We start from the raw sequence: 7351 nt of genomic DNA on the forward strand, positions 1-7351 counted from the left end.
ACCGTCAGGCCGTAGTGGCCGTAGGCAGCCCGCCGCCAGGCGGGCGTGCCGGGCGGATTCGCCTCGCAGGCCACAAATAGCATGCTCGGGCTCAAGGTGGACCTCCTTCGATATCGATTGGCGGATGCGGTGATGAAAAGTGATGGCTGGTGCCGATGCGCTGGCATCGTGCATGCTGGCGATCGCGGCGGTTCGCATTGCTGTCGCGTTTTCTCCAACTGGCCCGGGCTGTCTGCTGCGGCGCGGCAAGATATTGCGCTTCACTGGATATGCGAAGCGCGTGCCAGGCGGGTGCATGCCCCGGACGAGCCAGCAATGCCACGGCCGCGCGGGCGGAACGCATTAGGTTCATTGAGCGACGCTTGCCTGCCGAGTGAGGCAGGATGTGTAAAGACTATAGTCCGGCGGTAGCAGTTCTGGCAGAACCGCGCACGCGCGCCGGTCGGTGCGCTGCACTTACGACCAAGGGTGCGCAAGGAGAGAAATGGCACACATCGTCGTAGCACAATGGACGGCGGTATGCGAGGGGGTCAGGGGACTATCGGGGCACGTGAGGATGATCCGCGAGTTGTCTGCCAGGCATAAGAACTGCCATGTCCACTAGGTCTCGATGCGCATGCGCGCGGCAGCGTCTTCCGAGCTTTGCGCCGGTCGGCTAGTGCTCGTTGCCCGGCCTCAGGTCCAGGCCGGTCTCGTCGCGTGGCGTGGCGTGGCGTACGACGCGCCCATATCGACGATTCTTCGCCGTGCGCGCGCCGTCGAGCGTGCAGATCAAGGGCAGGCCAAGGATGTTGTCCGTGAGTGCACCACCGCCGTGGACGACTCCATCAACTCGCGTTGCTTGCGCGCGATCACCTCCGGCGGGGCCGTGCCGTCCTACCGGGCGCTTCCGCCTGCGGCGAACAAAGCCACCATCTCCCGGTTGAAGGCAGGAATATCGTCCGGCTTGCGGCTGCTGACCCAGTTGCCGTCCCGGACGACCTCGCGGTCCACCCATTCGCCGCCGGCATTGCGGATATCGTCGGCCAGCGATGGCCAGCTGGTCAGCGTGCGTCCATTTACCAGGCCAGCGGACACCAGCAGCCACGCGCCGTGGCAGATCACCGCGATCGGCTTGCCATCATCTTGGATTTTCTTGACGAAGCGCTGCGCCTCTGGCCTGGTGCGCAAGGTATCGGCGTTCATGACGCCGCCCGGCAGCACCACGGCATCGAAATCATCGGGATGTGCCTCGGCGAGCACAGCCTGCACGCTGAATCGGTCGGCCTTGTGCTCGTGATGCGCGCCCTGGACTTCGCCGCCTTGCAGCGCCACGATCACGGTGGTGGCGCCGGCTTGCTGCAAGACCTGGCGCGGGCCGGTGAGTTCGACCTGTTCGAACATGTCGGTGACCAGCAGCGCAACGCGCTTACCGGCGAGTGCGGTCGAAGACTGATCCACATGCGKGGTCGGGACGCGTTCCTGGTTCTTCTGCATTTCTGGCTCCTTGAATCGGATGGAAGGCATTGAGGTAGAGGGGGGCCGGCAGCCGCCCGAGCACCGTGTAGCTTTGGCACCCGCGTGTAAAACTGTCATGCCCGCAAAGACCCGCAAAGCAGGCCGGGCAACTGCCGCTTATTCACGCGCCGCTTCGCCACTGTGCGCCTCGGCGCTTGGCGACGTGCCGCCGCTGGGGCCTGGGCTGCCTGGCGCTTCCACGACCTCTCTGCGGCGCCTGGGCCGGCGGGGTCTGCGCTGCCGACCCGTCGCCCTTGCCAAAGCGCGCGGCTAGGTTGTCCTGGACCCGCGTCAGGGCGTCAACCTGGCGCTGCGTTTCCTCCGCTTCCTTGGCCTTGCGGACATCCGCAACCTGTTGCTGCTCCGGTGGCGACGGGGGCAGGCGGGCATGCAGCGGTACCAAGCAAGCACGGACGCGGCATCGCGCGAAAAAAAACGGGCTCCGCCATCGCCAGAGGCAACATCCATGCCCCGCAGGAGCGGTGGATCGCTCGACTGCCTTTACGCGCCTGCGCGAGATGGGCGTGGCAGGACGTGGAAGGGCGACACGGATTTTCCGGAGGCGACGGTGTCGGGCGCGGTGCGCAATCCATGGCCAGCGTTTTGCTGGCRGTGGCGGGTCCGCGAGTGCCACGCAGAGCGGCGCCACAACGCCGAACTAGCATTCAGTGTGAGTCTCCCGGCATGGCGTTATGCGTGGGTGATCCGCCGGCGCCGGCGCTGCGCGGCGTGTTCGTCGGCCGCCTGCTGCAGCAAAGGCACCGGCACAGGCCCGACGTGCCAGATCCGGGAACAATACTCCTTGATGGCGCGGTCGGACGAGAAATACCCGGAGCGCGCCGATGACAGCACCGACATGCGCTGCCATCGCTCCTGGTCGGCAAACGCGGCGCTGGCATCCTGCTGGCAATGCAGGTACGAGGCAAAATCCGCCAACAGCAGATAGGGATCATGCTGCAGCAGCCCGTCGAACAGTGGCTGGAACACGGTCGCGTCGCCCTTGGCGAAGAAGCCCTGCCGCGCCAGCCCGATCACCGCTTGCAACTCGGCGTTACCATCGTAGAACGTGCGCGGCCGGTAGCCGGCCGCCTTTAGCGCATAGACCTCCGACGCGGTCAGGCCGAACGGAAGGAAATTGTCGGCGCCGATATGCTCGCGCAGCTCGATATTGGCGCCGTCCATGGTGCCGATGGTGATGGCGCCGTTCATGGCGAACTTCATATTGCCGGTACCGGAGGCCTCCTTTCCTGCCAGTGAGATCTGTTCCGAGAGATCGGCGGCGGGGTAGATGCGTTGCCCGTAGGTCACGTTGAAGTTCGGCAGGAACACCACCTTGAGCCGGTCGCGCACCTGCGGATCGCGGTTAATCACCTCGCCCACCGAGGTAATGAAGCGGATCATCAGCTTGGCGTAGTGGTAGCCGGGCGCGGCCTTGCCGGCAAACAGGAACGTGCGCGGCGCGATGTCGGCATGCGGGTCGGACTTGATGCGATGGTAGAGCGCGACGATATGCAATAYGGCGAGATGTTGCCGCTTGTACTCGTGGATGCGCTTGACCATGACGTCGAACATCGAGTCGGGATCGACCGCCACGCCGGTGCAGTCGCGGATCAGGCGTGCCAGGTCCGCCTTGTTGGCACGCTTGACCGCACACCATTGGTGGCGGAAGGCGGGATCGTCGGCGTAGGGCTCGAGCGCCTGCAGCCCCGAGAGATCGCGTATCCAGCTGTCACCGATCGCGTCGCAGGCCAGCTTGGTAAGGCGCGGGTTGGCCAGGGCGATCCAGCGCCGCGGCGTGACACCGTTGGTGACGCTGAAGAACTTCTCCGGCCACATTTCGTGGAAGTCCTTCAGCACGTCTTGTTGCATCAGGCGAGAGTGCAGTTCGGCCACGCCATTGATGGCATGGCTGCCGACGCAGGCAAGATGGGCCATGCGCACGTAGCGCGGGCCGCTCTCGTCGATCAGCGACAGGCGCACCAGGCGCGATTCATCGCCGTAGAAACGGATGCGGACCTCATCCAGGAAGCGCGCGTTGATTTCGTAGATGATCTCCAGGTGGCGCGGCAGGATGCGCGCGAACAGCGGTAGCGGCCAGCGCTCCAGCGCCTCGGGCAACAGCGTATGGTTGGTGTAGGCAAAGGCGCTCCGGGTGATCTCCCAGGCCTGGTCCCATGGCACGCCGTGGTCGTCCACCAGCAAGCGCATCAGCTCGGCGATGCCGATCGAGGGATGGGTGTCGTTGAGTTGCACCGCAAATTTATCGTGAAAGCACGTCAACGCCATGCCGTGCGCATCCAGCAGGCGCAGCATGTCCTGCAGCGAACACGAAACGAAGAAATACTGTTGCTCCAGCCGCAGCTCTTTGCCTTGCAAGGTCTCGTCGTTCGGGTATAGCACCTTCGTCAGGTTTTCCGAGGTCACCTTCTTGCTGACTGCACCGAGGTAGTCACCCCGGTTGAACACGTTGAAGTCAAAGGCCTCGGTGGCCTCCGCGCGCCACAGCCGCAGCGTGTTCACGGTATTCACGCGGTAGCCGAGGATCGGCGAGTCGAAAGGAACACCCACCACGGTCTTGTCCGGCACCCAACGCACACGGTAGTGCCCACGGTCGTCGGTGTAGCGTTCGGTGTGCCCACCCAACTTGACCTGCACCGCCCACTCGGAGCGCTGGATTTCCCATGGATTGCCGTTGCGCAGCCAGGTGTCGGTGCTCTCCACCTGCACGCCGTCGACGATGGACTGGTGAAAGATGCCGTACTCGTAGCGGATGCCATAGCCCAGCGCCGGCGTCTCCAGGGTGGCGAGAGAATCGATGAAGCAGGCTGCCAATCGACCCAAGCCCCCGTTGCCCAAACCCGGCTCTTCCTCTTGCGCCAGGATTTCGTCCAGATCGAGGCCAAGATCCGACATGGCTTCCCGCACTTCTTCGAAAATGCCTAGGTTGATCAGGTTGCTTCCCAAGTGCGGCCCCATCAGGAATTCCGCGGAGAGGTAGGCCACGGTACGCGAGGGCTGGCCAAGGTAGGCCTCAGCCGTGCTGATCCAGCGCTGCACCAGCCGGTCGCGTACCGTATGGGCCAGGGCCTGGTAGAGATCGTTGCCGCTGGCTAGCCCGGGGAGCTTGCCCTGCGTATAGAACACGTGATCGAGAAAGGCGCGCCGTATGGTGGCGCTGGACATCGCGGTGCGGGTGTCGTGTCCGGAATGCGCGGCAGGCGGCGTGGGGGGCGGGGCATTCAACTCGGAATCTGCCGTCATCGGGATCCTCCTGGTAGCATCGGTCGCCGGCGTACGCGGCCAAGCCGCGCAGGATAGCGTGCAAGAAGCTGGCGCGCCGGGGCGGGCCAGACACGGCACCGCCACGTCTCTGATCCTAGACAAGATTCTGCCGGGCGAGTGCACGGATTGCATGTTTGACTCACATGCGCGTAGAGTTTTTTCGCGTGGTATGCATATTTTTTGCTCGGCTACCGGGTGAGCACGCAGCCTGTAAAAGGTATCAATGTCCCAGCAAACCAATCCTTGCGATGACCTACTAGGCGCGCTGGGTCGGCCCAAGCCTGCCGAAACAAGGCGCAAAGCCCACCTGATGCTGGAGTCACAGAAACCAGTTCAGAGCAGCGTCGAAGTCAGCCAGGCTGATCGGGCAGGTGGCGGGCGCCGTTCCGTCCACTGCAAGTTGCGCTATGTCTTCCGAACCGCCTTGTCGGATCACGCCCTCGATCGCTGCGCCGGCCTGGCGCTCATTTAGCAAAATTGGCTGGTCATAGAAGATGCCCCACCGATCTCGAACGTGAGTGTACATCCCGATCGATGCAGTCCGTCGGCGTGGGTCGGCCCGCGCTTTCCAGACAGAACGTGTCGTTTCCAACGACATCATGTCTGAAGAGGCCAGATCGGAGCGCCCCCAATGCTGGGAAATTGGGTGCTGATGCATGAAGGTCAGCACGGCTTCAGCCGCGTGGCGCAGCTTCCGTTCGTCCGCAACGCGATGCATCATCTGCCGGATCGCGGGAGGCGACAACTCCGGCACCATTCGGGCGAGATCCGCAGCTGACATCGATGTGCCGTGCGCGAGTATCGCTGCGTAGACCAATAGCAATTCGCTACGGGAATGAGGCTCTCTTCCCAGCAAGAGCCAACTAAAGTGCGAGGCGCTGTCGATCTCGAGCAGGATCTCAGGCAACTGTCCGCCCGGGTGCTGCTCGAACAGTGCGCCTCGCAATGTCTCCACATTCGAGGGCGTTGCGCTTGCCACCAAGGGGTCGATGTGGATCGCATCGTCAATCGTGAGTTTCCCACACACGACAGCGTCCCGCAGCTTGGCCAGGCTTTCGTCCAGATGCGCGATCACAGGCGCCAGAAATGCCTGACCATCCTGTGGCAGCTTGAGATGGCCATAGAAGTGGTTGCGTTTGGCCTTCCAATCGCTGGCGCCGATCAAGATGGCCGCTTGGCTTCGAAAGGCAAAGCTGTGCTCAAGGAACACTGAGCCGTTGCGCAGTGCCACCCGTAGGGCGAATAGCGTGCCCCACTCGAAAGCGGCCAAGGCCCGCTGACGGTCCTGTCCCTCCAGAGCGGGTTGCCAGGCGCGGCCAAGTCGAATCGTGATTTGGTCGGGAAGATGATCGGACTTCCGCGCGTAAACGCGGTCCAGCGAATTCGATGGATTTTCAACCAATTGATTTGAACGGAATTTTTCCGCATCAGCGCCAGATTTTACTGAGATGGACCCGACGCCTCCCTTCGGGGGACACTGTCGGCATCAACCTGACATGTGGAGGTTCATCATGGAAGTCGACATCCTCGGCATCGATCTCGCCAAACAGGTATTCCAGCTCCATGGCGCCGACCGCCGCGGACGGCCCGTACATCGAGCAAAGGTCTCGCGTGGCTCGCTCCTGGAGGCGGTGCGTACACTGAAGCCGGGGATGGTTGTTATGGAAGCCTGCAGCACAGCGCACCACTGGGCAAGACGCTTCCAGTCGATCGGCATTGAGGTCCGGCTGATCAGTCCACAGTATGTTTCACCCTTCGTCAAGACCAATAAGAATGACCGCAACGATGCCGAAGCGATCGTCGAGGCGGCCAGTCGGCCTGCCATGCGCTTCGTTACAGTCAAATCGGTCGAGCAGCAAGACATCCAGGCTGCGCACCGCATGCGAGCGATCTTGATACGCCACCGTACCGCCATGATCAACCAGATGCGCGGCCTGCTCGGTGAGCGCGGACTCACGATCTCGCGCTCACCAGAGGCGTTCAAGCGCGCGATCCCGGAACTACTCAGCAAGAGCGCCGACGAATTGACGTCGTTCTGCCAGACGCTGCTAACTGAACTGCTGCGGCACCTACACGCGATCGAGGAGCGCGTCCACCTGATCGAAACATCGATCCAGTCGTTCATGAAGCATTCCGCGCTGTGCAAAAAGATCGCGGAAGTGCCCGGCATCGGTCCGATCACCGCCACAGCCATGGTCGCCGCGGTCGGCGACGCGAAGCAATTCAGGAACGGCCGACATTTGGCGGCCTGGCTCGGTCTGGTACCACGCCAGTACTCCTCAGGGGGCAAGCCTCGACTGCACGGCATCAGCCGGCGCGGCGACACATACTTGAGGACGTTGCTCATCCACGGCGCGCGGGCAGTCCTGCGCTATGCAGCGAAAAAAGCCGATCCACAGAGCGTCTGGCTGCAGCAACTGATTGCGCGACGGGGGCACAACTGCGCGGCAGTCGCGCTGGCCAACAAGAACGCGCGCGTCATCCAGGCGCTGCTCAGTAGCGACTCGACCTTTATGACGCGAAGCGCCGCCGCATAGCCCAAAAAACCGCTTGCAAGGAAGGAGATGCCCAC

At 63.1% G+C, this 7351-nt stretch carries 3 protein-coding genes and 1 pseudogene; 1 reads left to right on the forward strand and 3 read right to left on the reverse strand.

Features of this window, described 5'->3' with window-relative positions:
* Positions 1 to 876: 876 nt before the first annotated feature.
* The 3 genes and pseudogenes from AC1DN0_RS31460 to AC1DN0_RS31470 form a co-directional block, all read right to left on the reverse strand.
* Entirely contained in the window at positions 877 to 1476 is a 600-nt protein-coding gene (locus tag AC1DN0_RS31460) for a type 1 glutamine amidotransferase domain-containing protein (RefSeq protein ID WP_477146269.1), read from the reverse strand.
* A gap of 711 nt (positions 1477 to 2187) precedes the next feature.
* Positions 2188 to 4680 (reverse strand): glycogen/starch/alpha-glucan phosphorylase, encoded by a 2493-nt coding sequence (locus tag AC1DN0_RS31465; protein WP_477146270.1) that lies wholly within the window; start codon positions 4678 to 4680, stop codon positions 2188 to 2190.
* A 487-nt stretch (positions 4681 to 5167) separates the two neighbouring features.
* A pseudogene (locus AC1DN0_RS31470) lies at positions 5168 to 6148 on the reverse strand (Tn3 family transposase); the annotation flags it as partial.
* A gap of 142 nt (positions 6149 to 6290) precedes the next feature.
* On the opposite strand from AC1DN0_RS31470, the gene AC1DN0_RS31475 reads away from it, so the two are divergent.
* Entirely contained in the window at positions 6291 to 7316 is a 1026-nt protein-coding gene (locus AC1DN0_RS31475; protein WP_441627230.1) for an IS110 family RNA-guided transposase, read from the forward strand.
* Positions 7317 to 7351: the final 35 nt, after the last annotated feature.

The sequence above is a fragment of the Cupriavidus sp. 05N39 genome (assembly GCF_056397325.1).